Here is a 25,116-nt window from a genome sequence, read left to right on the forward strand (position 1 = left end):
TCAAGCCCCTTCCGGCAATGAGGAAAGGTGCGGGAAATATGAAGAAAGCTGCTTGTCAGTCAGGCAAAGCTGCAGAAGTTTTTCTGCATGTTCTTCATCTGCGACATAGGCCACGAGATCTGCCTTGGTCCGTTCGCCCAACTCTTCGCGCAACGACCGGGCTACCGCAACCAGCGTGTGATAGTAGCGCTTGATGGTAGGTTCCCAGCCATCACGCGCTGCCAGTCCGGTCATCGCCTCGGACCATAGCGTGGCCGCGGGATCTTCGCATAAATCAATGGATGACCAGTGCCAATCGCTGGGTTCCCACTTATCCGAGTAGAAGCTCTCCTCGTCGCTGTCTTCCAGATCCGCTTCCAAGGACGCCAAGACGTCGTCGAGATCTTCCCCGTCGGAATCCTCGTCATCCGGCTGGTCTTCGTCTTCATCACCGGAATCCGTGATCAGCAGCGAATCGTCTTCCAATGTGACGGTTTCAGGTTCAAGGCTTCCATCGCCGTCGGCATCGGGACGGTCTTCGTAATCGGCAGGCTCATCGGCGTCTTCACCGCGTTCCACCAATTGCTCGCGAGACTCCGTGAGGCGATCTCGCTCCAGGGCCTGCACCGAGTTCAAGGCCAGCAACGGCATGGCGATGCTTTCGCTTTCCTCGGTGCTGACTCCATGCAAGGCAATGGCATAGAAGTCCTGGTCGGGGTGTCCAGCTATCACTTCCGCTGCGTGTCGAAGGGCAGTCACCCGTATAGCCTCTTCGAGAGCGGTCCAATCTACTCCCATGTCCAGAGATTACCCCCTTGCCGGCGCAGACAACAGGCCTTGACGTGGCGGGAGAAGAAGCGTAGAGAGCTACACCTGGAACCTGGTTTTCGGCTATGCTTCACGCGGTACAAACCATTTCTGCTCGCACACCGAAAGGTGCACCACTGTGTCTTCCGCACCCCTGCCTTCTGGCACATCGATCGTGCAAGAGCTGCCGTTCAAATGGAAGGTGCAGGGCACCATTTTCATTATCGGCGGACTCGGCTTCATGTTCGATGCCTGGGACGTGACCCTCAACGGCGCGTTGATTCCATTGGTCGCCGAAGAGTGGGGGCTTGACCGTCCCACCGCGGCCTTGCTGGGCACTTCCAATCTGGTGGGCATGGCCCTGGGCGCCTTCCTCTGGGGCGGGATCGCCGACCGCTATGGACGCAAGAACGCCTTCAGCCTGACGCTTCTGATGTTCTCGCTATTCACCATCCTCGGCGCGCTGTCTCCGAATTTCGGCTTCTTCGTCGCCTTCCGCTTCCTGGCCGGCGTCGGCCTGGGAGGCTGCATCCCGGTGGACTATGCGCTCGTCGGCGAGTTCACCCCTGCCAAGCTGCGCGGACGCGTGCTCACCGCCATGGATGGCTGGTGGCCGGTGGGCGCGGCACTGTCCTTCTTCGTTTCGGGGTGGGTGATGGCCACCGCCGATAATTGGCGGCTGATCCTGGCAGTCATGATCCTGCCCGCGTTCATGGTGTACCTGGTACGGCGCTCCATGCCCGAATCCCCGCTGTTCTTGGCAGCCAAGGGCCGCGATGCCGAGGCCCGTGCGGTCATCGACCAGCTCGTGGAACGCACCGGGGCCACTGCGCGCGAGTACGTAATTGCACCTGTGGAATTGGAAAAGGCTCCGCGCTGGTGGGAGCAGGTCGCCTCGCTGTGGCGGTACTCCTGGAAGATCACCGCCACCAGCTGGCTGCTGTTCATGACCATTTTGCTGGTCTACTACCTGGCCTTGACCTGGTTGCCATCGATTCTGACCGAGGCCGGAATGGCCCAGTCAGCGTCGTTCTTCGCTACCGCGGTGATGGCCCTGATGGGGCTGGTGGGCGTTGTTCTGGCAGCATTGCTGGTGGAGCGGGTTGGCCGTAAATGGCTGCTGGCGATCTCCGCGCCAATCTCAGGCATCGTGCTTGTGATCGTAGCCCAGAACCTGCATATCCCAGCGACCGCGATTGCCTGGGTGCTGGTCTTTGGCGTGGTGGTCCAGGTCGCTATTCCGGTGCTGTATGCCTACGTTTCCGAGCTGTACCCCACCGAATTGCGCGCCAGCGGTTTCGGCTGGGCCTCGACCATGTCCCGCTTTGCCGCCGGCTTCGGTCCCCTGCTCTTCGCGGCCCTGTGGCCAGTGGTCGGGCTGGGCTGGCTCTTTGCCGGCGCGACTGCGCTGGTGCTGGTCGCCGTCGTCTTCATGGCGCGATTCGCTCCAGAAACCCGCGGCATGAGTTTGGATTAAGGATCATCGGCCAGCGGCGAATGCCAGCACCTTCTGGTGCTGGCATTTGCTAGTCCTGCGTAGTCTGCGGGCGCAAGCCATCGCGCATGATCTGCACGATGCGGTCCTCCAAACCAGGCTGGCTCTTGCTGAAGGCCCGCGGCAGTGGACGGGTCATGGCCCCGATGGTGGCAATCAGTTCTATCTCCGTTACGTCTTTGCGGACCAAATTCGCGTTTTTGGCCAAGTCCAAGGCGGAGTTCAGGGACTGGCCGGCCTCTGCCTGGACCTCCAGAATGCGGGGGCTGATCTTCTGTGGTAATTGCAGCCCGAGCGCTTCGCTCAGTGCCCCGAGATTCTGCTGGACCAGCGTACCAAGCAGAACTTCCCAAGCGTCCGTGTCACCGTCTTCAAGCCGCTGAACCGCTGATTGGGAAGCGATTCGGATATCCCCAAGCGTGCCGAGGGTGACTTCTTCAACCAGCGCATTCCGGTCAGCAAAGTTTCGATACAGTGTGCCGATGCCCACTCCGCTGGCCTCTGCAATAGTTTCCATCGCAATCTGGGCGCCGTGTTCTGCAAATAATTCACGAGCTGCTCGAAGGATGTTCTCACGTCGCCGAAGAGCATCTGAACGCATGAGTGGAATCCGATCTGAAGGAAATTCTGGCGCACGACTTGCCACCTGACGATTTCACGATAGCGGACAGGCAATGCTCTGACGAAGCGGAAATCAACTTTCCAGAACGAAAAGTTTGCTCCCCGCGCCCGCGCCCAGCCATTCCGCATTTCCAGAAACCGTGCTATCCCTAGGATCTAGAACCTCAAGGCCAAGGAATCCTCGGATATGCGTTTTCAGCTCATCAGGCACGGACAAACCCCATCGAATGTTGCCGGGCAGCTTGATACCGCTTACCCGGATGCCAGCCTCACTCCGCTGGGGCATTGCCAGGCTCGTGCCCTGCCGCAGGCATTCAGTGGCGGGCAGCTGCAGTCCATCTATGCCTCGACGCTGAACCGCACGCAGCTGACGGCCCAGCCATTGAGCGAATCCACCGGACAGAAGCTGCAGGTCATTGACGGCCTCGAGGAGATTTCAGCCGGGACCTTGGAGATGCAGGCCGACGAGGCCTCACGCTATGCCTACGGCATGTGCCTGCATTCGTGGATGCATGGCAACTGGGAGCAGAAGAGGCCCGGCGGGCCGAACGGCTACGACTTCCTTGAACGATATTCCAAGGCCCTGGAAACCATCGCCCGGGCACAGGACTACTCCGGCACGGTCGCGGTATTCAGCCATGGCGCCGCCATTCGCGTCTTCAGCGCATGGGCTACGAAGATGGCGCCTGCCGATGCCGCAGAGCTGCATATCGAGAATACCGGTGGCTCCTTGCTGGAATTGGGCATCGGCGGAACGTGGGCCTTGGAACGGTGGAATCCAGAACCGCTCGGTGGCGACTTCGTTCGCGATGTTCTCACCGAGGACGTTACGGGTGGCGAGGACGGTATCCCCTGAGTACCCCGCTCCACCGGGGATCGCGAGTTGCACCAACTCAGCATCTATTTTTTCGGTAGTCTGGCAGGGGAGCTCATTTTCCGCTGAGCGCACAAACGGAAGGCCCTCATGCACGACGACATTTCCCTGACCACCGGACGCGTCCGCCGCGTTCTGACCGAACGTATCCTTCCCGCGATATATTCGGAAACCATGCCATTGACGCTCTCCTGGCACGAATTGCCGGGAGAGCCGATAGCTCCTGCGCAGGGCCTTGCACTGGACTACCAGCCCACAGAGGTTGGTACCCCGTGGGGCGCGGCCTGGGGCACCACATGGTTCCATCTGCAGGGCCAGGTTCCGGCGCATTGGGCCGGACGCCGGGTGGAAGCCGTGATTGATCTGGGCTTTGACGTCAACATGACCGGCTTCCAGTGCGAGGGCCTGGTTTACCGGCCCGATGGCATCACCATCAAGGCGATCAACCCGCGCAACCAGTGGGTGCCCATTGCCGGTCAGGCCGAAGGCGATGAGGTCATCGACTTGTACCTGGAAGCGGCATCCAACCCGGTGCTGCTGGACTACCACCCGTTCCTCCCCACCGAGCAGGGCGATATCCTTACCTCGTCTTCGCGCCGGCTGTACACCACCCGCCGCATGGACCTGGCGGTCTTTGAATCCGTAGTACACGAGTTGTCGCTGGATCTGGAAGTGCTGCTGGATCTGCAAGAGCAGCTGCCGGCCGGCCCGCGCAAGATGCAGATCCTGCAGGCCATGGACAACGCGTTGGACGTGCTCGACCTGCAGCGGATTACCGAGACCGCGCAGGCCGCCCGCAAGGAGCTGGCAGCGGTCCTGGCCGCCCCAGCCGAGCACAGCGCGCACCAGATTTCCGCGATTGGCCACTCGCATATCGACTCGGCCTGGCTGTGGCCGCTGCGCGAAACCATCCGCAAGGTCTCCCGCACCTGCTCCTCGATGGTGGAGCTGCTGGGCGACGAGGAAGAATTCCTCTACGGCATGTCCAGCGCCCAGCAGTACAAGTGGCTCAAGACCCATCGCCCCGAGGTCTGGGATCGGGTGAAGAAGGCCGTTGCCGATGGTCGCTTCCTGCCTCTGGGCGGCATGTGGGTCGAGTCCGATACCGTGATGCCCTCGGGCGAATCGCTGGTCCGCCAGTTTCTCTACGGCCAGAAGTTCTTCCGCGACGAATTCGGCATCGCTTCAAAGGGCGTATGGCTGCCCGATTCCTTCGGATACTCCCCTGCCCTGCCCCAGCTGATGCGCCGGGCCGGCTTCGAATGGTTCTTCACCCAGAAGATCTCCTGGAACCAGCAGAACAAATTCCCGCACCACACCTTCGATTGGGAAGGCATCGACGGCTCGCGCGTGTTCAGCCACTTCCCGTCGATGGACACCTACAACTCGCAGCTCTCCGGGGAGGAAGTCGCCAAGGCCTCGCGCCAGTTCCGCGAAGCCCGGCTTGCCAACAACTCCATCGCACCGGTCGGCTGGGGCGATGGCGGCGGCGGCACCACCCGGGAAATGACCGGCAAAGCCAAGCGCCTGGCCAACCTGGAAGGCAGTGCGAAAGTCCGGTGGGAACACCCGAACGACTTCTTCGACCGGGCCAAGGCCGAGCTGCCCAACCCTCCGGTATGGGTGGGAGAGCTCTACCTGGAGCTGCACCGCGCCACGCTGACCAGCCAGCACCAGACCAAGGCCGGCAACCGCCGCACCGAGCAGCTGCTGGTCGAGGCCGAACTGTGGGCAGCTACCGCAGCCATCCGCACCGGGGCCGAATACCCGTACGAGCAGCTCGACGAACTGTGGGAAACCGTGCTGCTCCACCAGTTCCATGACATCCTGCCCGGCACCTCCATCGCCTGGGTGCACCGCGAAGTGGTGGCACGCTACGCCCAGGTCATCGAGCAGGCCGAGTCGCTGATCCGCGCCGCCCAGCAGCAGCTGGCTGGCGAGGGCTCCACCCCTATTGCATTCAACGGTGCGGCGTTCACGCGCAATGACCTGGCCTTCGGCCAGGCCAGGGAAGTGGAAGCCGTTCCTGTTTCCGCGGTCCGGGCAACGGCAGCCGATGGCGGCTACATCCTGGATAACTCGGTCATCCGGGTGGCGGTCAATGCCCAGGGCCTGATTGCCTCCGCGGTGGATCTGGCTACCGGCCGTGAAACTATCGCCGAGGGCCAGGAAGCGAACCTGCTGCAATTGCACCAGGACTTCCCGAACATGTGGGATGCCTGGGACGTGGACAAGTACTACCGCAACCAGGTCACCGACCTGCGCGAGCTCGATAGCCTGGAGCTGTCATCGCGCGAGGACGGCAGCCAGGTCATCACGATTGCCCGCAGCTTCTCCAAATCCACGCTGGTCCAGGAACTATCGCTGGCGCCAGGCTCGCGGACCGTGCAGATCTCGCAGAGTACCGATTGGCATGAGGCAGAGAAATTCCTCAAGGTCGCCTTCCCGCTGGATATCCGTGCCGAGCATGCAATTGCCGAAACCCAGTTCGGCTACCACAAGCGCGTTACCCACGTGAATACCAGCTGGGAAGCGGCGAAGTTCGAAACTTCCATGCATCGCTTCGTGCTGGCCGAGGAACCCGGCTTCGGCGCGGCACTGGTCAATGATTCCATCTACGGATTCGATGTCACCCGCGATGCCAAGGACGCGGCCGTCACGACAACCATGCGCCTGTCATTGCTGCGCGCCCCGCGCTTCCCGGATCCTGAAACCGACCAGGGCCGGCAGGCCCACCGCTACGGTTTGGTCATCGGCGCGGACGTGGCCATGGCAACAGAAGCCGGCGCCTTGCTCAACAGCGCAGAGCGCGTCGTCCAAGGCGCCCACGGCGTGGACCCGCTGGTATCGGTTACCGGCGAAGGCCTGGTGTTTTCCAGCGTGAAGCTGGCTGCGGACCACTCCGGCGATTTGGTGGTGCGCGTCTATGAATCCCTGGGGCGCCGCGCCAGCGGCAGCCTGTTGGTCAACGCGCAGGCCTTGTCTGCAGCCACCGCGAGCCTGCTGGAAGATGAGCTGGCGGGGCAGGCCATCGAGCTTTCCGATGGTGCAGTGCCGCTGAAGCTGGGCGCTTTCGAAGTGCGCACCCTGCGCTTCGCCCTGGCCAGGTAACCGCGGGTTCCGGGGCTGGCCCTTCGCACGCCATGGCGTGCGAAGGTCCAGCCCCGCTGCAATCCACGGTCCTGGCTTGCTGGAATCACTGGATCAGTCTCCCGTCCGGAGCAACCGCATACCAGACCCCGCCTACGCCCTGGCCGTTGGTATCACCGGGCTTGGCGTCCTAGCCGGGGAGGATTTCCGCCGATCCCTACCATGGTGATGGCTCATAGTCCTTGAGGAAGCAGCCATACAGGTCAATGCCGCGTTCCCCGTCAACGATCGGCTGGTACACCCGGGCCGCGCCATCAATCAGGTCCAAGGGGGCGTGCCATCCGTCGGCAACTTTCCGGACCTTCGCATCATGCGGGCGCTCATCGGTGATCCACCCGGTGTCCACCGCGCTCATGAGGATCCGGTCGGTCTTCAGCATCTCTTCCGCGCTGGTGCGGGTGAGCATGTTCAGCGAGGCCTTGGCCATATTGGTGTGCGGGTGCCCGGCCCCCTTGTAGCGGCGGGAGAACTGGCCTTCCATCGCCGAGACGTTCACGATGTACTTGCGCCGGGCCCCGCTGGCGGCCAAGGCCGGGCGCAGCCGCGAAGCGAGCAGGAACGGGGCGGTGACATTGCACAGCTGCACTTCGAGCATTTCCAGGGCATCAACATCACCCAGAATCTGCGTCCAGGAATTCTCCGTCACCACGTCCGGGATCAAGCCCCCGGCATCGATTGCGGTTCCCGCTGCGATTCGTTCCAGCGATGCGGAGCCGGCCCGCATGGCCAGATCTGCCAGCTGCTGCGCATCGTAGCTTTCCGATACCGCAGGGGCCAGCAGTGCTGATTCTTCCAGGCGGAAGGCACTGGCCAGGGCCTTGGGATGCTCGGAGGGCGGGTTCGCTTCGCCCCACAGCTCCGGTCCCCCGTTGCCAGGCAGCAACTGCGCGGCCAGGGGCTGCTGCTCGGATTCGACCAGATGCTGGTAGGAGTTGGCCGTGCGCCGCACGGTCTGCGCGGCGTTGTTGATCAGGATATCGAGCGGACCTTCGGCAGCGACGCGGTCGGCCAGGGAGATGACCTGTGCCGGGTCGCGCAAGTCGATGCCGGCAATGCGCAGCCGGTGCATCCATTCGGCGCTGTCCTCCAGTGCCGCGAAGCGCCGTGCGGCGTCCTTGGGAAAACGCGTGGTGATGGTGGTGTGGGCTCCATCGCGCAGCAGCCGCAGCGCGATGTGCATGCCGATTTTGGCTCGCCCGCCGGTCAGCAAGGCGCGCTTGCCGCTCAGGTCCGCGCGCGCCTCCCTGCGTTCGCGTCCCTGTGCGGCGCAGTCAGGGCAGAGATAATGGTGGAAGGCATCCACGGTGGTGTAGCGCTGCTTGCAGATGTAGCAGCCGCGCGGCTTGCGGAATTCCCCGGCGCTTGCGCTTCCGGTTGAACTGCTCAGGTCCAGGCCGAGGGTTTCGTCATCCAGCCGTTGCGGCGAGCCGGTGGCGGTGCGCTCGATCACGGCCCTGTCCGCGGCACTGATCTCGGCACGCTTTTGGGACTTGCGGTAGCGCTTGGCCGCCTTGAACATGTTGCTGGTGGCCCTGCGCACGGCAATGTGCCGTTCATCCTCGGGATCCAGCTGGTGCACCACCGACAGGACCTTCAAAGCGGCGGATAGTTCTGCTTCGGTAAACAGTTCGGTTTCTGGTGCCTGCAAAGGCAGCGGCGTAGGTTCAGTCATCTCCCCACCAATTTTACGCGGTGGGCAGCGCCCTATTTTCCCTTGGCGAGATCGGCGAGCGTGGCAATGAGCAGGCGGCGCTCGACGAGCTTGATGCGCTCATGCAGCGATTCCTCGGTGTCGTGCTCTTCAATCGGCACGGCTTCCTGGCGCAGGATCGGACCGGTATCAACCCCGGCATCGGCAATGTGCACGGTGCAGCCGGTGACCTTCACGCCGTAGGCCAGCGCATCGCGCACGCCGTGGGCGCCGGGGAAGGACGGCAGCAGCGCAGGGTGGGTGTTGATGTAGGTGCCGTCGAAGGCGTTGATGAATTCCTCGCCGACGATGCGCATGAAACCGGAGGAGACAACATAGTCCGGGGCGTAGGACAAGCACTTTCCGGTGAGCGCATGGTTCCATTCGCCGCGATCCGCGTAGTCCTTGAAGTTCACGACGAACGTTTCGATTCCGGCTTCAGCCGAACGCTGCACGCCGTAGGTGCCGTGCTTATCCGCTCCCACGGCCGCAATCTCGACATTGTCCAGCTGGCCGTCGGCCACTGCGTCGATGACTGCCTGGAGATTAGAACCGGTACCTGAAACCAAAACCACAATGCGCATGAATTCAATTCTACGGTTCGCCGGGTCCGGCGCTTCATCCCGGACGCAATGTTGCATGGCGTTTCGATCCGCAGGCCTTTTCCCGGCACCGTTGTCGCGCGCCGGCCCTAGACTGGCCTTGAGAGTTCCATTCGAAGTGGAGATGCTGATGAGCCAGATAGTTCCCGACGACAAGGACTGGACCGTTGTCCTGGAGACGGTATGCGCGCAGTGCGCCGTCGATGTGCGCGGCATCTCGCCCGGCGATGCCATGACCCAGCTTCCGGTGTGCGTGGACCGCTACATCGAGGTGCTCGCGCGCCCCGATGCGCAGACCCGCACGAACCCTGCCCGCTGGAGCGACCAGGAGTACGTGGCCCACGTCGCCGAAATGCTGCAGGTGATGACCGGGCGCCTGGACCTGATGCTTGAGCACGATGACCCGACGTTCCCCAACTGGGACCAGGACCGGGCCGCCGATGAGGGAAACTACAATTCGCTGCCTGCAGGGCAGGTCGCCGAGCTGTTGCGCGAAAGCGCCGCCCGCTACGCCGCGAAGCTGTCGAGCATCGACCCGGCGCAGTATTCCCGCCGCGGCCTGCGCTCGAACGGTGCCGCGTTTACCATTGAAACGCTGAATCAGTATGCCTGGCATGACGTCATGCATCATCTGTGGGATCTGGCTCCGCAGACCAGCTAGGCGCGCCCGACACAAACGAAGGGGCCAAATGGCAGGTGCACTGCCCTTTGGCTAGACTTCTTGGCGTACGCGCGAAAACAGTTCTACATAAGGAGCCAGGCAGTCATGCCCAAGGCATATTTCGGGAAAATTTCTGCACTGGCTTTCACCGGGCTGCTGTCCTTGACTGCGTGTTCTGCCGGGATTCCGCAGACCGGTGAATCCGCTGCTCCAGTCCCATCGGCTGAAGAATACATGCCGCTTCTGGTGCAAACGCAGGATGATGAAGACAAGCTTCCTGAAGGCTTTGAGGATACCGAGTCCTACGACGCGGAAACCCGCCACCTGCTGGCCACCTCGGACTTCGGCAGGCACTACGTCGCAGTAGGCAGCGAAGGCCAGCTGTGCATGATCGCCGTTCCCAAGCCCGTGGAAGAAGATGGCGATTACGAGATCGCCGGGACCACCTGCCCGACGATGGATTATGTGGTCCAGAACGGTATTCCGCTCAAGGTCGATGGCGGCGAAAACAGCTTCAAGACCGTCACCTACCTGATGCCGGCTGGCATCAGCGACGTGACGGTGGAGAACTCCATCTCCGAGCTTCGCGCCGAGCATCCCGAACTTGAAGCCGAGGATATCCAGGTAGTTGCCGAGAATGATTCGGTGCTGCTGGTGATGGAGGAGTCGACTGCCAGTGCGCTGGGGACGATCATCATCAACCGCCCCGATGGCGATCCGCTGGTCCTGGCCAGCCTGACCTAGGCCAACAGCGGCAAGCCTCTAGCCTTCGAGTACCGGGTCGGTCTCGAACAGCGGGGCAATCAAGTAGCCGATCGCGGTGCCCACACCGATTTGCAGTGCCAAGGCACCTGCGGTCGCCCACATGTTCGGGCCGATCTCAACCAGTCGCCCAATGGCCAGGGAGCCGGATGACAGCCAGGAACCGATCAGGCTCAGCAGCCCGCAGACAATGCCGGTGAAGACCGCCAAGGACGCGGTCGATGCCGCCAGCGACAGGGCATTGAACGGAATGCGACGGGCAAACCAGTCTTCGAGGTGGTTCTCGCCCACACGCAAGAAGTACCAGCCGGCCACGATGCCCGCGGCCACGGGAATCAGCAGGAACAGCCATTGATGGGCCATCTCGCCTGAAGGAAGTGAAGCCAGCATCGGAATCGACGGCAGCGGACCCACCGTGGTTTCCAAGGTGGACAGGGTGCTGCCGGTACCGATGCTGAAACCGCCGCCGCTGATCCAGGACAAGACCCAGAACACTGCGTTCGGGATGAAGGACAACTGCACCGTGGTCAGCGCGGCCGAGCCGATCGGGCCGGGGCGCAGCTCCTGCGACACGTTGGCGACGTCGGTCCAGTGCACGCCCAGGTTGATGGCCAGCAGCAATCCGGAGATTCCCACGGCAGCGACATAGCCGAGGAACCCGGCCACGATCACATGCCATACGTAGGATCCGGCCCAGCGGCGATGCGGTGAGATCCGCTGGATATAGGCGGCCGTATCGACACCGAAAAGGCGAGCCCAGGAGCCTGCTTCGCGCCGCGCGCCAATGATCAGGCCCACGAGCGCGATGATCAGCGGAATGAAGGTCGCCGCGATGATATTGACCCGCGCATGCGCGTTATTGGCGAGGAACCCGATACCGGTACCGATGGCCCCGTAGGCCACGAAGGCGCCGAGCAGCCCTTGCCAGAGCTGGTCGGTGTAGGAAGCGCGAGCGATGCGCCGTCCTGCACGCAAGCAGAACAAGAACGGCAACAGCGATAGTCCCAACGGGATCAGCGTGACCCATCCGGTCACTGAACTGGGGTCAGCTTCGGGGCCGAGATTCAGGATCTCCACCGGCACGCCGTGGATAAGCAGCCAAATGAGGCCGCCGAACTGCAAGATGGCCTCAAACGAGTCTTCGAGGAAGCCTCCGCTGAAATAGACGGCGACCAGCGGCAGGGTGATCAGGGCAAGGCAAAAGACCACGGATTGCAGTATCTCGAAGACCCCCTGCAACGCCAGGGGCATTGGCCAGCCGTTGCGCAGGCGCAACATCACTGCCTTCATGGGTTTCTTTTCGCGGCTCATCATCTTCAATGTTGCCATCATTGGCGCCGACCGGCCTCGATCGACGCGCAATGATGACCTGAAGGGTTGCCTAGAACACTGGGCTAATAGCTGTCCGGAGCAGCGCTTTGGGCCTCGGAATTGAAGCTTGCAGCCAGTGCTTCGGTGGCACGCGCCAGCAGTGCCACGTCGGCACCCACGCCGACGTAATCCGCGCCGGCGGCCATGTATTCGCGGGCGCTCTTCTGGTCGAAGGCGTTGACCCCGGCATACTTGCCTGCGGCCTTGGCGGCATTGATGGACTTGATCACCGCAGCGACCACGTCCGGGTGGCTCTGCTGTCCGATGACGCCCATGGAGGCGGCCAGGTCCGATGGACCGATGAAAATCCCGTCAACACCTTCGGTGGCAACGATTTCCTCGACGTTCCGCACCGCTTCATCCGCTTCGATTTGAACCATGATGGTGATGGTCTCATCAGCGCGGGTCAGGTACTCGGGGATGCGGTTCCAGCGAGCCGAGCGGGCCAGGGCGGAACCGACACCGCGTACGCCCTTGGGCGGGTACTGGCAGGAGGCGACGGCAGCGGCGGCTTGCTGGGCATCATTGACCATCGGGATGATCAGCGACTGCACGCCCAGGTCCAGGAACTGCTTGATCGCCACCGGATCGTTGACCGCAGGGCGGACCACTGGAACGACCGGGTAGCTGCGCACGGCCTGCAGCTGGGCCAAAATGTTCTGCAGGTCGTTGGGCGAATGCTCGCCATCGATGAACAACCAATCGAACCCTGCACCTGCGCAGATTTCAGCGATCAGCGGGGAAGCTGAACAGACCCAGATGCCTGCCAACGAGTGGTCGGCGTCCTTGAGCGCATCCTTCAGCGACGGATCCGCTTCTACTCGAAATGACATGTCACAGTTCCTAGCGGTCCGTAATCGGCAAAGACGGTATCCCCTGCATTGACCCACATCGGGCGGGTGAAGGATCCGGCCAGGATGATTTCCCCGGCCTTGAGCTTGTCGCCGTGCGGGGCAATCTTGTTGGCGAGCCAGTACACGCCAGCGGCAGGGTGGTTCAGCACACCGGCTGCGACACCGGTTTCTTCGACGGTCTGGTTCTTGAACAAGATCCCGGAGACCCAACGCAAATCGATGTTCTCCGGCTTGACCGGGTTGCCGCCGATCACCATGGCACCCATGGCGGCGTTGTCGCTGATGGTATCCACAATGGTGCGGCCTTCCATCTCCACGCGGGCATCGAGGATTTCCAAAGCGGGGATGACGTATTCGGTAGCTTCGAGCACATCGAAAATGTTCGCCCTCGGGCCTTCGATGTCCTTCTTGAGCTTGAAGGCCAGCTCCATCTCTACGCGGGCACCGGTGAAGTCTTCCCACTTCAGCTTCGCGCCGGAGTCGTAGACCATGTCATCGAAGATGATTCCGTAGTCAGGCTCGGTGATTCCGGTAGCCATCTGCATGGCGCGGGAGGTCAGCCCGATCTTGCGGCCGAACAGCACGCGGCCAGCGGCTTCGGAGCGCTGGCGCCACAGGTTCTGGACCCGGTAGGAATCTTCTACCGTCATTTCTGGATAGCGTGCGGTCAGACGCGGCACGGGAGTCCGCGTCTCGCCGGCCTGGACCAGCTCATCGGCAATGGCCGTGATTGTTTCCTCGGATAGCATCGACGGCTACACCTTTCACTACTGTTCAAACCTCTTGGGGCTGCCGCCATCTCGAAGAGATGACTTAGCTCACGGTTCTTGATCGTACCGAGGTTCGAGATTGAAGGCACATCGTACTAACATTCTGCTCGACTTTTCGTGGTCCTTCGGGCTCCTTTTCGCAAAAGATTTGGCCCACCGCCATGAGCCCCGGTGCGGGTGCATGGCCGTGGGCGCAACCTGGCGGAACGGCCGACTCAGGATCCGGATTTGAGGTTTGCCAGCAACGCTTCGAAGGGCAGTGAGGAGAGTTCATCATCGGGGTCGGCGAATTCGCTGACCGAGGGAGCGATGGAACGGGTATCCCCCAAATCCGCATCAGCGGAGAATTCCCCTTCGTTCAGGGACAGCGCCAGGACGACTTCTCGCGCAACCCGGCGAGCGCGATCTGCCAGCGTGCCGGTCAACCAATGTCCCCCGAAGTCTTCCGAAGCCGCGAAAACCGTTGTCGGCATGATGTGCGCCCTGAGGTAGGAGAAGATCGGACGCATGGCGTAGTCAACCGCGAGCTGGTGCCGCTGGGTTCCCGCGGTGGCAGCGAGCACGACCGGTTTGCCGTTGAGCGATTTAGGGTCCAGGATATCGAGGAAGGACTTGAAGAGGCCTGAGACCGAGGCCGTGAAGACCGGGGTGACGGCAACGAGCACGTCGGCATTCACCACTGCGTCGATAACTTTTTGCAGGCCCGGGGCGGCGAAACCGGTCAGCATATTATTAGTGATTTCACCAGCATGCTCACGCAGTTCGATATTGCTCACGTCGGCTTGCACGCCGGCGGCAGCTAGCTGCGCGGCAATATTCTCTCCGATTTGCTGGCCCAGCAGCGAGGAGCTCGATGGGGTTCCCAGCCCACCGCTGATGACGACTACTGACTTGCTCACTGTTCTTGCCTTTCACTATTTATATGCGTATGCATGTATCAACAGCGGGGGCGCCGGACGTATTCCCGGCATCGGCAGATCTTTTCGCCTCGTCGGCTCAATTCGGTTTTTCACTATTGTGACGGTCGCAATCTTATTGATAATATCTGCATATGAGCACTCCGAAGCCACAGACCGAGAATCAGCGCGCGATTGAAGATGGCGTCCGCACTGACTTCAAAAACACGATGTCCTACGGCGGCTACCTTGATCTGGAACGCATCCTGTCAGCGCAGCATCCGGTCAGCGTTCCCGAGCACCACGATGAAATGCTCTTCATCATCCAGCACCAGACCAGCGAACTGTGGCTCAAGCTCATGCTCCATGAACTCCTCGAAGCACGCCGCCTGCTGGGCCTCGATGACTTCGGCAAGGCCCTGAAATGCCTTGCCCGTGTAAAGCACATCCAGAAGACCCTGACCGAGCAGTGGTCGGTCCTGGCGACCTTGACGCCGCGCGAATATGCACAGTTCCGCGACTTCCTCGGCTCCTCCTCCGGTTTCCAGTCCTTCCAGTACCGCGCCGTGGAGTTCATTCTGGGCAACAAGCATGAAGGCATGCTCAAGGTCCACGAGGCAGATCCAAAGGCCCACGAGCTACTGTCCAAACTGCTTCACGAGCCAGGTCTCTACGATGTGTTCCTGGCCGCCCTGTCCCGCCACGGTTACGACATTCCCGAAGACGTGCTTTCACGGGACTTCACCAAGCCTTGGGCATTCCAGGAGGCACTGGTGCCAATATTCAAGGATATCTACGAGTCCGAGGACACCCGCTGGGGCTTCTACCAAGCCTGCGAGGACCTGGTAGACGTCGAGGACAACTTCCAGGCATGGCGCTTCCGCCACATGCGCGTTGTCCAGCGCACCATCGGATTCAAGCGCGGCACCGGTGGCTCCTCGGGCGTTGACTTCCTCAAGCGCGCCCTGGACCTGACCTTTTTCCCAGAGCTGTTCGCGGTGCGTACCGAAATTGGCAAGTAGCACCTCCCTCACGGCTCTGAGCCTCGATGACTTCGAGGCGAGATGCGGAAGCGCCACATCGATTATCCGCACGATTACCGGCCTTTATATACGGCATGAGAAAACTCCGGTGGCGCGCACCCGAATAGTGGAACTGGCACATGCTGCCGGAGTCTCGGTCCCTGCGGCGCAAACCGCCATCTCCCGACTGATTGACCGGGAAGTGCTGGAAGCAGCGCAATCTTCCACCTTGCGCGTTCCGAGCGCGGCGCAACAGATGTTCGAGCGTGGCACCAGAAGAATATTCACCCCGCGCCAAATGTCAGGCAGTGACCCCTGGTGCCTGGTGGCCTACTCCCTGCCAGAGACCTTGCGCTCCTTGCGCCACCAGGTACGCAAGCATTTCTTGCAGCTTGGCGGCGGCATGCTCGGCTCCGGATTATGGATTTTCCCCGAGTACCTGCGAGAGGAAGTCTCGGCGGTGCTCAGTGCCCTGGGAGCCAGGGAACACGCGACGCTTTTTACCGCCCAGAAACCATACTTCCCCGGACCACCGCAGCAGGCTGCCGGGCAGTGGTGGGATCTTGAGCGCCTGGGCACGTTGCATCGAGCGTTCCTGGAGAGCACCGCTTCCCTGGATTCCAGCGACATTGCTCCGTCCAGCGCTTATCGGGGGTATGTCACGATGGTCGATTCATGGCGTGCTCTTCCCTACCTTGACCCCGGCTTGCCGGAGTTCATGCTGCCCGCCCACTGGCCTGGCGATGAAAGCAGGGAACGCTTCTTGGCACTGTCCAGCGCATTCCAGGAACCAGCCTCGCTCTTCGCACGCTCGCTTCTGGCTTCCTAGTTCCAGACTGGTTCATCTTCTCCATACGGAGCAGGCGGACCAGGGTAGTCCAGCGCCTGGCCTGCCATACTGAAGGGCGGCGGGACATAGTCAAGGGTGCCGAAAGTACTATCCACCCGCTTCAGCCGCACGCCACCGTCGAATTGAACGGGTTGTTGCGGGGCGTCGAAGGCGAACAGCGCATGAGCGGTCCGAGCCAAGGAGAATCGCACCGACCCGGTACGCCCTTGGACACTGCGCGCCCGAACCAAAGCGATGACGGCAGCAGCGAGCCCGTAGCCAGTGGCGTGGTCCAAAGCCTGCACCGGCAATGCGCCCGGTGATTGCCCGTTACCACGGTAAGCCTCCGAGATGCCGGTGGCAGCTTGCACGATACTGTCGAACCCGTGCCGTTGGGCCCAGGGTCCTTCGAAGCCCCACGCACCTAATTCAGCAACAACGAGCTGCGGGTACCGCTGGGCTAATTCATCCCCGCCAAGCCCTGCCTTGGCCAAAGCCCCGGGGCGATAGCCCAAGAGGACGGCATCAGCATCCTGCAGCAGTTCGTGGATCCGCGCCTGCCCTGCTGCGTTTTTCAAATCCAGCAGCGTGCTGCGCTTGCCGAATCCGGTATCAACATATTGCCAAGGCAATTCGGGGAGCAGCGGTCCGTCCACGCGCAAGACCTGGGCGCCAAGTACTGCCAACGTCCTGGTTGCGGTGGGGCCAGCGATGACCCGTGTGAGGTCCAGAACCTTCAACCCTCGAAGGGGCATTGCTGCACGCGGGTCAAATTTCCAGACCGGAGCCGAACCTGTTGGGCGCATGCGGAATTGAGCCCAGTGCCCGCTGCCGGCCGCTTGGCCCTCTGCCGAGCTGAGCCACTGTTGACGGGATCGCACCTGCGCGGCTATTCCACCAGCGGCAATAATGCGTTCTTGGGCATCGTGGGCACAAAGGCTTGCCACTGCGTCGGCGATGTCAATCCCCGAAGATGTTCCCAATGCAGAGTGGAGCGAGCGTTCATGGTGAGGGTAATTCGCGTGGGTTCTGATCCAGCCGTCGGCCGTTCGGTAGAATCCCGAATATCGCGCAAAACCTTGTGGTTTCTGCCCCGCGATGCGCAAGTGGGCAGAGGACGCGAAGGCAGCTGCGATATCCGGCGTCGCCGTGGCGAGCCATGGTGAGGCAGCGGCAAGATCATTAAGGGCGGAACATACCAAGCCAACGGATCGAGCTGCGAGCTTCTCCGCGTTCAAAGGACCAGCCCACCAAACCGCGGGCCCAGTAACAGGGCAATCACCTGCCGTCTCGAGCAATCGGTGCGTGGTGAACCCCGAACCCAGGATATGGCCTTCGGCCACGCGCTCATCTTCGGAATGCAGCATGAACCTCAGCCTATACCCGGAAAATCACCACTTCGATGCAGGCAGTTGGAAAACGGAAAACCCGCGTCGCGTAAAAAATACGCGACACGGGTTATCTGAAGCTCTGCGGAATTAGTTCGCTGGAACGTTCAGGGTCTGCCCGACCATGATCAGGTCTGGGTTGCTCAGCTGGTCGTCATTCAAGACGAACAGGCCACGCCAGTCCTTGACGCCAAGCTGGTCGGCAACCTTAGCCAAGGTATCGCCGGACTTGACGGTGTAGTCCTTGCCCGAATCGGTCACGTCAATGTTGAACACTGGTGCCTTTGGAGCTGGAGCAGCGTGCTTTGGAGCTGCCTGCTGCTTGGGAGCCTGCTTCTGGACCGGAGCTGCCTGCTGCTTAGGTGCTGCCTGCTGCTTTGGGGCCGCCTGCTGCTTAGGAGCGGCCTGCTGCTTTGGTGCTGCCTGCTGCTGAGGAGCCTGCTTCTGAGGAGTCGCGGAACCCGAAGGGGAACCGCTAATGCCCAGCTTTGCGGTACATGCTGGCCATGCGCCCCAACCCTGGGATGCCTGGACCTTGGTTGCAACGCGAATCTGCTCGGCCTTCGAAGCCTGGTGAGGCATGCCCGAACCGCCAAACGCCTTCCAAGTGGACAGCGAGAACTGCAGGCCACCGTAGTAGCCATTGCCGGTGTTGATGGACCAGTTGCCACCGGACTCGCACTGAGCCAGCTTGTCCCAGGTGCCTGCGGCATTAGCTGGTGCGGAAGCTGCAACGATTGCGGTGCCGGCAACTGCAACGGCGGCCAGCGAGGCTCCACCGCGGCGGATCAAGTTCTTGGTCTTCTGCTGGATCATGATTCTCCAGTTGCTCTTCCCGCGCTCAGGTCTTCCTAGACCATCCTCGTGCACCACTCAGCGTCGCATTTCGACTTTGATTAAATACTGCCCTGGTGAGTGGTTTGGAAGTCCCGGCAGTACCTGTTTCCCCATAACACTGCGAGTGTTATCGAAACGTTATGAATGACCATAACGCACCAACCCACCACCCTCGCAACTCAGGAAACGGTCAGAAACCCCGTAAATACAGGTCAATTGGCCAGAAAAAAATTTTTAATCGGGTCAGAAAATCACCATGATCCCCATATCAAGCAACGAAAATGTTACTTTCCAAAAGTGGAGATTATCCAGTTCGCTGTGATATAGCTTGCAATTCATTTCTGGGCCGTGCCCAGCTCCCTTCAAGGTTGCATTCCGCTTTCGCCAAAGCTGGAAAAGCTGCGTCCTAAACCCAAGGCGTCGGGCAATCCGAAGGGGCAATTTTTCTCCGGCAGACGGCCTTTTCCTCGCTGCCACCTGCAAGGCCTCCCGGGCGATGGACACACCGCGACGTTCAAGCGACAGGACAGCTGAATTGCCCTGAGGTAATTTGTTTCAAGAAGCCAGCGCTGTAGGTTTGATTTCATCAGTCAGACAGGGGAACTCAATGCCAGTACAAGGCAGCACAAGCAAAGACCGATTCATGGAATCCTTGACCTGCTACCCCCGGGCCCTGCGGGAATTCTTTCGCAACGATGGACTAGACGTTGCAGCTTCCCTGTCCTATTTCATGGTTCTTGCCATGTTCCCCGGATTACTGGCATTGATCTCGCTCCTGTCTTTGGCCGGTGCCAGCGAAAGCGGCACCAAATGGATCATGGAGCTGCTAGAGCAGAGCCTCGCCCCGAACGGACAATCTGCAAGTAGCGACTCCCAGCAATTGCTCGACACGGCCGAACAGTTGCTCGCTGGCTTGGCATCCCAAGCTAGCGGAACGTTCTGGGCAATCCTGGCCGGTTCACTCGGCGCGCTGTGGAGTACATCTGGATACGTCACGGCATTCAGCCGCGCGTTGAACCGGCTGTACGGGGCACCGGAAGGCCGCCCCCAGTGGAAGCGCCGTCCTCAGATGTTCCTGATTACGGTGCTGATCATGCTGGTTGCCGTCGTGACCCTGGTGCTGCTGCTCGCTTCTGGCTCCGTCGCCCGCGGAATCGGCAATATTATTGGCATGGGCGACAGCTTTGTGCTCGTGCTGAATATCGCCAAGCCGCCATTGATGCTCATTATGCTGCTCCTGGTTCTAGCCTTGCTTTACTACTTCACCCCCAACGTCAAGCCAACGAAATTCCGCTGGTTCTCGCCCGGCACACTGACAGCTCTGGTGATCCTGGGACTGTCGGTATTCGGTTTCAGTATTTATGTTTCGCAGTTCGCCAGCTACTCCGCCACCTACGGAACCATTGGCGGCGTGATCATCTTGATTCTTGCTTGCTGGATCAGCAACATCGCTTTGCTCCTCGGAGCCTTGGTGGATATCGAATTCATCCGCCTCCGCCAGCTTCGCACGGGCATGCCTGCCATAGATGACGTACTTCTTCCACTGCGTGATGACACTTTGGTAGCCAAGCAGGAATTGGCAACATACAAGGATCTCGTCCAGGCCCAGGAAATCCGTATCAAGCACGGTGGCGACCCGCTGCAAGATATGGAGAGGGATCCATCCACGAAGCCTAAGCGCAAGACGAAGCTGCTCCCCATGGGGCTGGTTGCCGTGGCGGCCTGGACCGCTAGCCGCATGAAAACCAAACGCGATCTGCGCAGGGGCTCAGAATAGTCCCGATAAGCTCTGCAGTGCCCACCACAGGCCGCCGGAACCCAGAACAAGAATCACCACAACCCACAATGAGGCGAAGGTCCGGGTAGCCTCGGCGATCAGGTACGCATCGGACTGGGCGATATCGTGGCGTCTCCAAACATGTACCGAAAGAAGCTTGACGAAGTCTTTTAGGCCAGCCAGCAGCAAGAACCCGGCGATAAGCAAAGCCAGGTACAGGTACGCTTCGACCGGCGCAAAGAAGACTACTGCCAATGCCACGAGTGCACTAATAGTGCACACAATAAAGGCCGGCCAATTTCGGACAAAGATCAGCGCCAGCAGGAACAGCAACGCGTAGATGCCGAACGCCCGCCCGGAATAGCCCGTGGATATGCCCCACAGCATCAAAGCTGAAACCCATATCGGTGCGGGGTACCCGAAAATCCCGGCGATGATGACAGAAATCTTGCCCCGTCCAATGCTCCGCACTTCTCCGGAATGATCCCAGCCCAGCCGCAAGCCAGCCACGTATCTGCCCGTGAATAAGGCCGCGATGATATGGCCGAGCTCATGAATCAGCGTGGAGTACAAGCCGGTGATCCGCCAGACCGGACGAGGGACCACCAATAGCAGGATCAAGAACGCAACGATCAGCCACTGCCACTGGTTCAAGGCCACGTTCACCGGCTGCGAGAGCCGCTCCCAGGCCTGGGCAATATCTAGATTCATTCCTGCTCCTCATCGGCGTTCGGTATTACTCATTCTTGCAAGCCCCACCGGCCACAAAGTGACCGGCGAGTGCATTTCCCGACTTTCTGGGAAACATCACAGGTGACGGGCATAGTCTGCAAAGCGGAACACTGTGCCGTATATCTGGAGGAGTCTCATGTCTCGCATCGTTTCAACCGCCTTGGCCACCACCGGTTTAGTGGGCGGCTACGCTACCGGTCGTGCCACCAAGAAGCGCCCGCTGGCTGCCGTTGTGCTCGGTGCTGCAGGTGCCGGCGCCTTCCTGCTTTGGAAGAAAGATGCTGGAACCGCTAAAGCCATTGCCTTGATCAGCGCCTATCTCGGAGGCTTCGGCGCTTCGCATCCGCTGGCCAAGAAAATCGGTGCGTGGCCAGCGGTGAACTCGGTGACTGCCGGCGTTGCCATTCTCTCGCTCGTTCTTGGCGGCCCCAAGAAGAACAAAGACGAGCTGTCCTAAGCGGCATCAGCGAATCTGTCGGGGTCTGGTGCTACGTTGACTAGGTAGGAACCAAGTCAACGAAAGGCCCAGGCCCCGTGTTCTTTCTAGATAATCAGTTCATTTTCTCAGCGAGTGACCTGTCCGTCTCTGTTGACTGCAATTACCAGTCCTTGTACCTGTTGGACGTGAAACTCGGCCTGCGTCCCAAGCCTGACAAGGCACGAGACGAGATGCTGGAACGAACAGCGGTGCTCGGCGACGCCCATGAGCAGAACGTCCTCAAAGACCTGATAGCTGCCTACGGCGAATACGACCCGGCGACGGGAACCGGCGTCAAGCAATTCACTGATCGCCCGCAGATGTCTGCGGCCGGTCTTCGGGCAGCCCACGAAGCGACCATGCACGTGCTTCGCAACGGCGCCGATGTCATTTTCCAGGCCACCTTCTTCGATGGGGCTTTCATTGGCTTTGCCGACTTCCTGGTCCGCCAGGAGGACGGCACCTGGGCCGTATGGGATACCAAGCTCGCCCGCCATGCAAGGGTCAGTGCCCTGCTCCAGATCGCAGCCTACGCGGATCAGATGCTGGCAGAAGGGTTCCCCGTGTCCACCTCGGCAACGCTGGTCCTCGGAGACGGGACGCATTCGGTGCATCGGGTTGACGAAGTGCTGCCAGTTTTCCGGGCCCAGCGTGAACGATTCGTGGAGATGGTGCAGGAACACCGTGCGGCGAACCAGCCAGTTCGGTGGAACTCCGATGAACTGCGCTTATGCGGCCGTTGCGATTTTTGCGAAGAGCAGGCCCAAGAAACCCGCGACCTTCTATTGGTCGCTGGCATGTCCATGGTGCAGCGAGAAAAACTTCGCGCTCGCGGCATTTACACCATTGACCAGCTCGCCGAGCTAGAGGCTGAACCCGGCACCTCGCTGCATCGTGCCGCGGAGCAGGCCAGAATGCAGCTGGGGCTGGCCCAGAGCGATGGCATGGTCCACGGCGTCTCCTACCGGGTGAAGAACGAAGGCCCGATCTCTTCGCTGCCGCGACCTGATCAAGGCGACATCTTCTTCGATTTCGAGGGCGACCCGCTCTACCAGGAACCTTCCGACGGCTCCTGGGGCCTGGAATACCTCTTCGGCGTCATCGAATATGACACCGGGGTACCGGTGTTCAAGCCCTTCTGGGCGCATAGCCGCGCCGAAGAACGCCAAGCCTTCCTGGACTTCATTGCCTATGTCGAAGAACGCCGCCAGCGGTTCCCGCGCATGAAGGTCTACCACTATGCGCCCTATGAGAAAACTGCCCTGCGCAAGCTCTCGCAGGTGCACATTGCCGGTGAGGACGAAGTCGACCAGTGGCTGCGTGAGAACCTGCTTGTCGATCTCTACGAGACCGTGCGCAATGCCCTGGTGGTTTCCACCCGCTCATACTCCATCAAGAAGCTTGAACCGTTGTACATGGGAGAGCACCTTCGCTCCGGGGACGTCACCGATGCCGGAGCATCGGTGGTCGCCTATGCCCAGTACATGCTGGCGCGGGATTCGAAGAATGACGGGGCCGCTGAAGCGATCCTCGAGTCCATTGCCGATTACAACGAGTACGACTGCCTTTCCACTTTGCGCTTGCGGGATTGGCTGCTTTCGCTCAGCGATGAGGCGCCTGGCACCCTGCCGGATATGCCTGAGCCAGGCCCGGCCGCAGACGAATACGAGCCCACCGCCGAAGAGCTTCGGCTGCAAAACTACCTTGCGCAGCTTCCCCACGCCCACGCGCTGAGCAACGATGACCGCGCGATCGCGATGGTCGCCGCTGCGACCGGTTACAACCGTCGTGAAAAGAAGCAGTTCTGGTGGGAACACTTCGACCGCTTGTCCGCGCCAATGGATGATTGGAGCGACGCCCGGGGAGTGTTCATTGTGGACGCTGCGGAAGTACTCGAGGATTGGCATAAGGCCACCCCTCGGGCGCGCACCTCTACGCGCGTGACGAAATTGCAGGGGACCCTGGCGGAAGGATCCCTGCTCTCCCCCGGCTCATCAGTGTTCGCCATGTTTGATGCTCCGTTGCCTGAAGGCATGGACGTTGACGACTCCGTGCGCGGCGGCGCATTCAACGCCACCGTAGTCGAGCTCGGTCCGGGCTGGATTACCATTGCGGAGAAAACCAGCGGCAAGATCCCTGCCTACGGTGCCCATCCATGCGCATTGGCTCCGGATAAGCCGTTGGCGACGATGAGCATCGATGCAGCGCTCAAGGAGATCGCCCAGCGGGTGGGCTCCACCGTACCGGTGCTTCCGGAACGGCCGGGCATCGACATCCTGCGGCGGATTCCGCCACGCCTGAAAACCCTTGCGGCACCGGTGGATCCAGCCCTGGTTGATGGACAGGCGCAGATCTATCCTGCCGTGGTCGAGACGTTGAAGGATCTTGATAATTCCTATCTTGCGGTACAAGGCCCTCCGGGGACCGGCAAGACCTTCGTCGCTTCGCATGTGATCCGTGAACTCGTTGATTACGGATGGAAGATTGGCGTGGTTGCCCAGTCCCATGCAGTAGTTGAAAACGTCCTGCGGAAAGCGGTGGAGGCCGGGGTCGATCCCGAGGCAGTAGCCAAGGAAGTCAAGCACGATGATCCGGTCCCCTGGGCCGGCACGTCCAAGGATTCCCTGGCTGAAGTTCTCCACGCATCGGGCGGCGGGCTCATTGGAGGTACTGCCTGGACGCTGACCGGTTCGAAAGTCCCCGCGGATAGCCTGGATTTGCTGGTGATCGATGAGGCCGGGCAGTTCTCACTGGCCAATACCTTGGCGGTTTCACGAGCAGCCCGCAATTTGCTGCTGCTCGGTGATCCCCAGCAGTTGCCCCAGGTCACCCAGGGCACTCATCCTCAGCCGGTGGACGAATCGGCGCTCGGCTGGCTTTCCGGCGGCGAACCAGTGCTGCCAGCCGAATTAGGGTACTTCCTGGCCGCTTCATGGCGAATGCATCCAGCGCTTTGCGCCAAGGTTTCGGCATTGAGCTATGACCACCAGCTGTTCTCGGCAGACGCCGCCGGGTTGCGGCAGCTCGAAGGCACACCGGCCGGGGTCGAGACGGTGTTCGTTGAACATCGAGGCAATACGGTCAGCAGCGCCGAAGAAGCCGGGGCTATTGTCCGATTGGTCCGCGAGCATCTGGGGATGATGTGGAGTCCGGGGGCAGGCATGCCTGCCCGTCCATTGGGCGCCGCTGACATCCTGGTAGTTGCTGCCTACAATGCCCAGGTAAATCTGGTGCGCGATGTCCTCGAAGCTGAAGGCCTATCGGCGGTCAAGGTGGGAACGGTTGACAAGTTCCAGGGACAGGAAGCACCAGTTGTGCTGATGACCATGGCATGTTCCAGCGCCACCGATGCATCGCGTGGCATCGAATTCCTGCTTAACCGCAATCGCATCAACGTTGCGATTTCCCGCGGCCAATGGAAGGCCATCATCGTGCGCAGCGAAAGGCTCACCGATTATCTGCCTTCCAACCCATCGGCGCTCTCGCAGCTCGGTGCCTTCATGGCTTTGTAGCTTGATGTT

The 25,116-nt window shown here is 60.9% G+C and carries 21 protein-coding genes and 1 pseudogene; 10 read left to right on the top strand and 12 right to left on the bottom strand.

All coding sequences use genetic code 11. From position 1 onward, the window contains the following. Positions 1-738, bottom strand: coding sequence for a hypothetical protein (locus ACP3TE_RS04020; RefSeq protein WP_426735434.1), 738 nt, complete (start codon positions 736-738; stop codon positions 1-3). Between the two features lie 187 nt (positions 739-925). On the opposite strand from ACP3TE_RS04020, the gene ACP3TE_RS04025 reads away from it, so the two are divergent. After that, positions 926-2,263: an MFS transporter gene (locus ACP3TE_RS04025; protein ID WP_332504607.1), complete on the top strand. Its 1,338-nt coding sequence runs from the start codon at positions 926-928 to the stop codon at positions 2,261-2,263. 49 nt (positions 2,264-2,312) lie between these two features. On the opposite strand, the gene ACP3TE_RS04030 is transcribed toward ACP3TE_RS04025, so the two are convergent. Then, entirely contained in the window at positions 2,313-2,882 is a 570-nt protein-coding gene (locus tag ACP3TE_RS04030) for a TetR/AcrR family transcriptional regulator (RefSeq protein ID WP_426735435.1), read from the bottom strand. A 207-nt stretch (positions 2,883-3,089) separates the two neighbouring features. On the opposite strand from ACP3TE_RS04030, the gene ACP3TE_RS04035 reads away from it, so the two are divergent. Together ACP3TE_RS04035 and ACP3TE_RS04040 are read left to right on the top strand one after the other, a co-directional pair. Continuing rightward, positions 3,090-3,758: a histidine phosphatase family protein gene (locus ACP3TE_RS04035; RefSeq protein ID WP_426735437.1), complete on the top strand. Its 669-nt coding sequence runs from the start codon at positions 3,090-3,092 to the stop codon at positions 3,756-3,758. 108 nt (positions 3,759-3,866) lie between these two features. Further along, positions 3,867-6,887 (top strand): alpha-mannosidase, encoded by a 3,021-nt coding sequence (locus ACP3TE_RS04040; protein ID WP_426735438.1) that lies wholly within the window; start codon positions 3,867-3,869, stop codon positions 6,885-6,887. 85 nt (positions 6,888-6,972) lie between these two features. Here the strand turns inward: ACP3TE_RS04040 and ACP3TE_RS04045 are convergent. From ACP3TE_RS04045 to purN, 3 genes and pseudogenes are all read right to left on the bottom strand, one after another. Continuing rightward, positions 6,973-7,053: pseudogene (locus ACP3TE_RS04045) on the bottom strand (hypothetical protein); the annotation flags it as partial. Between the two features lie 30 nt (positions 7,054-7,083). Beyond that, a complete protein-coding gene (locus ACP3TE_RS04050; RefSeq protein WP_426735440.1) occupies positions 7,084-8,598 on the bottom strand; it encodes an SDR family NAD(P)-dependent oxidoreductase in 1,515 nt (504 codons plus the stop codon). Positions 8,599-8,630: 32 nt separating this feature from the next. Next, positions 8,631-9,200, bottom strand: coding sequence for a phosphoribosylglycinamide formyltransferase (gene purN, locus ACP3TE_RS04055; RefSeq protein WP_133833195.1), 570 nt, complete (start codon positions 9,198-9,200; stop codon positions 8,631-8,633). 148 nt (positions 9,201-9,348) lie between these two features. Here purN and ACP3TE_RS04060 point away from each other — a divergent pair, with 148 nt between their 5' ends. Together ACP3TE_RS04060 and ACP3TE_RS04065 are read left to right on the top strand one after the other, a co-directional pair. Then, the gene (locus tag ACP3TE_RS04060) at positions 9,349-9,879 is read left to right on the top strand and encodes a DinB family protein (RefSeq protein ID WP_426735442.1); all 531 of its coding nucleotides are present in this window, start codon (positions 9,349-9,351) and stop codon (positions 9,877-9,879) included. A 105-nt stretch (positions 9,880-9,984) separates the two neighbouring features. Beyond that, the gene (locus tag ACP3TE_RS04065; protein ID WP_402735697.1) at positions 9,985-10,623 is read left to right on the top strand and encodes a hypothetical protein; all 639 of its coding nucleotides are present in this window, start codon (positions 9,985-9,987) and stop codon (positions 10,621-10,623) included. Between the two features lie 18 nt (positions 10,624-10,641). On the opposite strand, the gene ACP3TE_RS04070 is transcribed toward ACP3TE_RS04065, so the two are convergent. The 4 genes from ACP3TE_RS04070 to ACP3TE_RS04085 form a co-directional block, all read right to left on the bottom strand. Next, the gene (locus tag ACP3TE_RS04070; protein ID WP_286172070.1) at positions 10,642-11,973 is read right to left on the bottom strand and encodes a cell division protein PerM; all 1,332 of its coding nucleotides are present in this window, start codon (positions 11,971-11,973) and stop codon (positions 10,642-10,644) included. A 62-nt stretch (positions 11,974-12,035) separates the two neighbouring features. Then, positions 12,036-12,845, bottom strand: coding sequence for an aldolase/citrate lyase family protein (locus ACP3TE_RS04075; protein ID WP_426735444.1), 810 nt, complete (start codon positions 12,843-12,845; stop codon positions 12,036-12,038). Next, entirely contained in the window at positions 12,830-13,615 is a 786-nt protein-coding gene (gene hpaH / locus ACP3TE_RS04080; protein ID WP_426735446.1) for a 2-oxo-hept-4-ene-1,7-dioate hydratase, read from the bottom strand. The genes ACP3TE_RS04075 and hpaH overlap by 16 nt, the downstream gene beginning before the upstream one ends. 236 nt (positions 13,616-13,851) lie before the next feature. Continuing rightward, a complete protein-coding gene (locus ACP3TE_RS04085; protein ID WP_426735448.1) occupies positions 13,852-14,535 on the bottom strand; it encodes a CE1759 family FMN reductase in 684 nt (227 codons plus the stop codon). A 152-nt stretch (positions 14,536-14,687) separates the two neighbouring features. Between ACP3TE_RS04085 and kynA the strand changes: the two genes are divergently transcribed. Both kynA and ACP3TE_RS04095 read left to right on the top strand, forming a co-directional pair. After that, entirely contained in the window at positions 14,688-15,554 is an 867-nt protein-coding gene (gene kynA / locus ACP3TE_RS04090; protein ID WP_105657355.1) for a tryptophan 2,3-dioxygenase, read from the top strand. A 109-nt stretch (positions 15,555-15,663) separates the two neighbouring features. Then, positions 15,664-16,383 carry a PaaX family transcriptional regulator gene (locus ACP3TE_RS04095; RefSeq protein ID WP_146112260.1) on the top strand — a complete coding sequence of 240 codons (720 nt, stop codon included), beginning with the start codon at positions 15,664-15,666 and terminating at the stop codon, positions 16,381-16,383. On the opposite strand, the gene ACP3TE_RS04100 is transcribed toward ACP3TE_RS04095, so the two are convergent. Both ACP3TE_RS04100 and ACP3TE_RS04105 read right to left on the bottom strand, forming a co-directional pair. Beyond that, positions 16,380-17,330: a CoA transferase gene (locus ACP3TE_RS04100; RefSeq protein ID WP_426735450.1), complete on the bottom strand. Its 951-nt coding sequence runs from the start codon at positions 17,328-17,330 to the stop codon at positions 16,380-16,382. The two genes, ACP3TE_RS04095 and ACP3TE_RS04100, sit on opposite strands and share 4 nt — an antisense overlap. A 531-nt stretch (positions 17,331-17,861) precedes the next feature. Beyond that, a complete protein-coding gene (locus ACP3TE_RS04105) occupies positions 17,862-18,587 on the bottom strand; it encodes a transglycosylase family protein (protein ID WP_105657352.1) in 726 nt (241 codons plus the stop codon). A gap of 664 nt (positions 18,588-19,251) precedes the next feature. Here ACP3TE_RS04105 and ACP3TE_RS04110 point away from each other — a divergent pair. After that, positions 19,252-20,385 carry a YihY/virulence factor BrkB family protein gene (locus tag ACP3TE_RS04110; protein WP_166650682.1) on the top strand — a complete coding sequence of 378 codons (1,134 nt, stop codon included), beginning with the start codon at positions 19,252-19,254 and terminating at the stop codon, positions 20,383-20,385. Here ACP3TE_RS04110 and ACP3TE_RS04115 read toward each other — a convergent pair. After that, the gene (locus ACP3TE_RS04115) at positions 20,377-21,096 is read right to left on the bottom strand and encodes a M50 family metallopeptidase (protein WP_426735453.1); all 720 of its coding nucleotides are present in this window, start codon (positions 21,094-21,096) and stop codon (positions 20,377-20,379) included. The two genes, ACP3TE_RS04110 and ACP3TE_RS04115, sit on opposite strands and share 9 nt — an antisense overlap. Positions 21,097-21,253: 157 nt before the next feature. Here ACP3TE_RS04115 and ACP3TE_RS04120 point away from each other — a divergent pair, with 157 nt between their 5' ends. Both ACP3TE_RS04120 and ACP3TE_RS04125 read left to right on the top strand, forming a co-directional pair. Beyond that, on the top strand, positions 21,254-21,574 hold the full coding sequence (locus tag ACP3TE_RS04120) for a hypothetical protein (RefSeq protein ID WP_105661629.1): 321 nt from the start codon (positions 21,254-21,256) through the stop codon (positions 21,572-21,574). Between the two features lie 77 nt (positions 21,575-21,651). After that, positions 21,652-25,107, top strand: coding sequence for a TM0106 family RecB-like putative nuclease (locus ACP3TE_RS04125; protein ID WP_426735454.1), 3,456 nt, complete (start codon positions 21,652-21,654; stop codon positions 25,105-25,107). The last annotated feature ends 9 nt before the right edge of the window (positions 25,108-25,116 follow it).

Origin of the sequence: Glutamicibacter sp. 2E12, assembly GCF_050030965.1 — a bacterium.
GTDB lineage: Bacteria > Actinomycetota > Actinomycetes > Actinomycetales > Micrococcaceae > Glutamicibacter.

Bases quoted from the DNA above. Each gene is read 5' to 3' on its own strand.
- ACP3TE_RS04030 (WP_426735435.1), bottom strand. From the start codon at position 2,882: ATGCGTTCAGATGCTCTTCGGCGACGTGAGAACATCCTTCGAGCAGCT.
- ACP3TE_RS04035 (WP_426735437.1), top strand. From the start codon at position 3,090: ATGCGTTTTCAGCTCATCAGGCACGGACAAACCCCATCGAATGTTGCC.
- ACP3TE_RS04040 (WP_426735438.1), top strand. From the start codon at position 3,867: ATGCACGACGACATTTCCCTGACCACCGGACGCGTCCGCCGCGTTCTG.
- ACP3TE_RS04050 (WP_426735440.1), bottom strand. From the start codon at position 8,598: ATGACTGAACCTACGCCGCTGCCTTTGCAGGCACCAGAAACCGAACTG.
- purN (WP_133833195.1), bottom strand. From the start codon at position 9,200: ATGCGCATTGTGGTTTTGGTTTCAGGTACCGGTTCTAATCTCCAGGCA.
- ACP3TE_RS04060 (WP_426735442.1), top strand. From the start codon at position 9,349: ATGAGCCAGATAGTTCCCGACGACAAGGACTGGACCGTTGTCCTGGAG.
- ACP3TE_RS04065 (WP_402735697.1), top strand. From the start codon at position 9,985: ATGCCCAAGGCATATTTCGGGAAAATTTCTGCACTGGCTTTCACCGGG.
- ACP3TE_RS04070 (WP_286172070.1), bottom strand. From the start codon at position 11,973: ATGATGGCAACATTGAAGATGATGAGCCGCGAAAAGAAACCCATGAAG.
- ACP3TE_RS04075 (WP_426735444.1), bottom strand. From the start codon at position 12,845: ATGTCATTTCGAGTAGAAGCGGATCCGTCGCTGAAGGATGCGCTCAAG.
- hpaH (WP_426735446.1), bottom strand. From the start codon at position 13,615: ATGCTATCCGAGGAAACAATCACGGCCATTGCCGATGAGCTGGTCCAG.
- kynA (WP_105657355.1), top strand. From the start codon at position 14,688: ATGAGCACTCCGAAGCCACAGACCGAGAATCAGCGCGCGATTGAAGAT.
- ACP3TE_RS04105 (WP_105657352.1), bottom strand. From the start codon at position 18,587: ATGATCCAGCAGAAGACCAAGAACTTGATCCGCCGCGGTGGAGCCTCG.
- ACP3TE_RS04110 (WP_166650682.1), top strand. From the start codon at position 19,252: ATGGAATCCTTGACCTGCTACCCCCGGGCCCTGCGGGAATTCTTTCGC.
- ACP3TE_RS04115 (WP_426735453.1), bottom strand. From the start codon at position 21,096: ATGAATCTAGATATTGCCCAGGCCTGGGAGCGGCTCTCGCAGCCGGTG.
- ACP3TE_RS04120 (WP_105661629.1), top strand. From the start codon at position 21,254: ATGTCTCGCATCGTTTCAACCGCCTTGGCCACCACCGGTTTAGTGGGC.